The sequence below is a fragment of the Brucella sp. TWI559 genome (assembly GCF_039674265.1).
Lineage (GTDB): Bacteria > Pseudomonadota > Alphaproteobacteria > Rhizobiales > Rhizobiaceae > Brucella > Brucella chromiisoli.
The window spans coordinates 1-2,628 of sequence record NZ_JBDJNE010000054.1; the positions used below are offsets into that span (position 1 = coordinate 1).

The following is a 2,628-nucleotide window of genomic DNA, read 5'->3' on the forward strand; positions in this document are numbered from 1 at the left end:
AAGGCGTGACATCTGTCCTTCGCTCAGCCAGTAAAGATTGCTCATCGTTCAGTCTCCTCAAGCGAAACTGAATCAGCTCTTCATTCTCAAATCAATGGGTCCTGAGCCTAAGACGATCAAAGCTTATCCGCCCGCACAAGGACGAAGCCGATGTGTTGATCATTGATGAAGCAACATTGGTGCCGTTTGATGCGGAGAATTTTAAACGGCCGCAGCAGATCATGGTGATCGGCGATTTGTTTCAGATTGCACTACCTGGTTCAGTCTTTGAGGTAGCGGCTGCGTCAGGCATGCAGGTCTTTCGGCTAAGACGCAATTTCCGCGCCAGCAACTGCGATATCATGACATGGTCCAATATATTTTCGTACAACAATGCACTGGTGGTTAAAAACAGGGGAACGCGACGCAGCGAATTACGCTATGTGCCGCTCGGTCGTAAACAGAATGGCATTGTGAGAGCCGAAGCGATTGCGATTGCCAATGCTGCAAGGGTGGCTGCAGGAAATGGCGAAAGCGTGGGGATTGTAGCATTCAATAAAAAGCAGCTGAAAGCGATTTTGGATGCATTACAAAAGGCCGACGCGCCACCTATCGCGTTTATGGGATTACCCGAAGAGGTTCAGGGCAAAGAGGCTGATTGCGTTCTTGTTTCGCTTGGAGCCGCTTTAACGCAGAGCGGTCGACTGCCGTCAGACATCGCAGGATTAAACGATGATCAGGCGATCATGAAAATGAATGTGGCTCTTTCGCGTGCACGCAGCCAGACGATTGTGTTTTCCAGTCTGCAGCCATGCGATATCGATCTTCGACTGGCCAATGATGCGCAAGCGCTGATAGCATCGGTGCTTCAAACATTTGAGCGACTTCCAACGCAGCAGCAAATGGATGCTGATCCGATCTTTAATCGCAGCGTGTGTTAAGCGTAGCCTGAAACGTATGAAAGCACGTTCAAAAATATTTAAATCGTAACTGCTTTGAAAACGCCAATCTCATTTAATCAGATCGAAAGTGCGCCTTAACGTTTCAGCTCAAACAGTACAGTCATCTTGCAGTTTTACAGCGTTGCGTTTGATGCGCAACAGCGAACGATCGTCATCCTGCCACGGTCACTGCGGCAATGTCGCTTGTATTGCATGATCACATCCAACTGTTGTGATATTTGCCTTTTACGCCATCCAGAACGATCAAAACGTGATGCGTTGGCAAATCCGATTTTGATGAATCGCATCTTAAATTCGAAATATTTTTGCCGACCATAGCTGTTTTTTACCCGTTCCTCGAGGGGAAAATGATGCTGCTCAAACGCTGTCAGTGGTTTGATTTGCAAGTATAATTTAAAGGTCGCATGTATGGTTGCGGGGGTAAAAAGCTAATAAAATCATTTACTTATGGTTTTTCTTCAATATCATTCTCGTCATAACTGACTTTTAAAAAAGGAACTTGTTATGAGAAGTATGATATCAGTGAACAAAGCCGGCGGCGTTGGTAAGACAATGCTTTGTGAATTACTTTGCAAATATGTCGATCGCTTCGATGAGCAGTACAAGACCTATTGCATAGAGGGAGAAGGACTGAGAGAAAACTATCAATCTCCTTTGCGTCGGGCAATTCCGCATACAAAGGATGTGTTTTTCCAGACACCTTACGATAAGCCCTCTCAGGACCTGAGTGAACAACTGCGAATGTGGTGCAGTGTGATTGATCCCGTCCTTGCTGGTAATCACATCGTTGACTTTGGTGCCAACGCGCTTGCCAGCTATCAATACATTACGCAAATGATGGGATTCAACGATCGCTTCTGGGATGGCGTTGCGGATACACAAAAGCGCATGCGACCAATCCTGTTTGTGCCAGTCACCGCAGGTCATGTTTCGCAACTTGATGCAATTGATATCTTGAAATGGCTGTTCCGCGATGGCGCAATCAATGCTTATCATCATGTGGTCGTTGTACAAAACGAAGTTCAGGGCCAGATTTTTCTGCATCCCGGGCTGGAACGGGTGATAAAAAAAGCTGGCGAAAAAGTCAGCTTGATCACAATTGAATATAATTCCTTCTTCCGCGCCATTGCTGACTATTCAATCAATGCGAGGGAGTTGGATGAATTTCAAAATGCCCCTGAGCCAGAAGCCAAGGCGATGCTTGATGATGGAGACTCTATGTTGAAAATGGGCATGGCCGTTGCTGTCGAACGCTGGGGTACGAAAATATTCGATCAGCTCGATCGCATTGGATTGCATAAAATGCTTAAGCTTGAGACAAAGGTGCCCCCGTCGGTTCCATCTGTCTCTTCGGTTTCGGTACCGATGAAGCTTGCCTCGAACGAACAAGATAGCGCCGCTAAGTGAGCATCTCTGCACATTCAAAAGCCGCCAAGCTCCCAAAGAGATTGGCGGCTTTTTATTATTTCAAATTTGTCTGCGCTTGCTTCGGTGATCATGGTTTTGGGACTGAACTTTCGTCCAAAACCCTGTTGATTTTCAAATTGAAGGGATGGTGTTGGGGGTGGGCAGGTGGCTAGGCTCAGGACTCATTGCTTTCCGAGCCAGAATATAACGGCTGCTGCGAGATCTATTGCTGCACGGAACACGACCGGGCAGCGATCATAACGGGTAGCAATTCTTCGCC

At 47.0% G+C, this 2,628-nt stretch carries 2 protein-coding genes and 1 pseudogene; 2 read left to right on the forward strand and 1 reads right to left on the reverse strand.

The annotated features are described in order from the left end of the window. Window positions 1-152: 152 nt before the first annotated feature. Together ABE530_RS19480 and ABE530_RS19485 are read left to right on the forward strand one after the other, a co-directional pair. Complete coding sequence (locus ABE530_RS19480; protein WP_499695705.1) at window positions 153-920, forward strand: AAA domain-containing protein; 768 nt, start codon at window positions 153-155, stop codon at window positions 918-920. Window positions 921-1,445: 525 nt separating this feature from the next. After that, window positions 1,446-2,348, forward strand: a complete 903-nt coding sequence (locus ABE530_RS19485) for a hypothetical protein (RefSeq protein WP_499695706.1) — start codon at window positions 1,446-1,448, stop codon at window positions 2,346-2,348. A gap of 182 nt (window positions 2,349-2,530) precedes the next feature. Here ABE530_RS19485 and ABE530_RS19490 read toward each other — a convergent pair. After that, window positions 2,531-2,628 (reverse strand): annotated as a pseudogene (locus ABE530_RS19490) (IS5/IS1182 family transposase); the annotation flags it as partial.

Bases quoted from the DNA above. Each gene is read 5' to 3' on its own strand.
- ABE530_RS19485 (WP_499695706.1), top strand. From the start codon at position 1,446: ATGAGAAGTATGATATCAGTGAACAAAGCCGGCGGCGTTGGTAAGACA.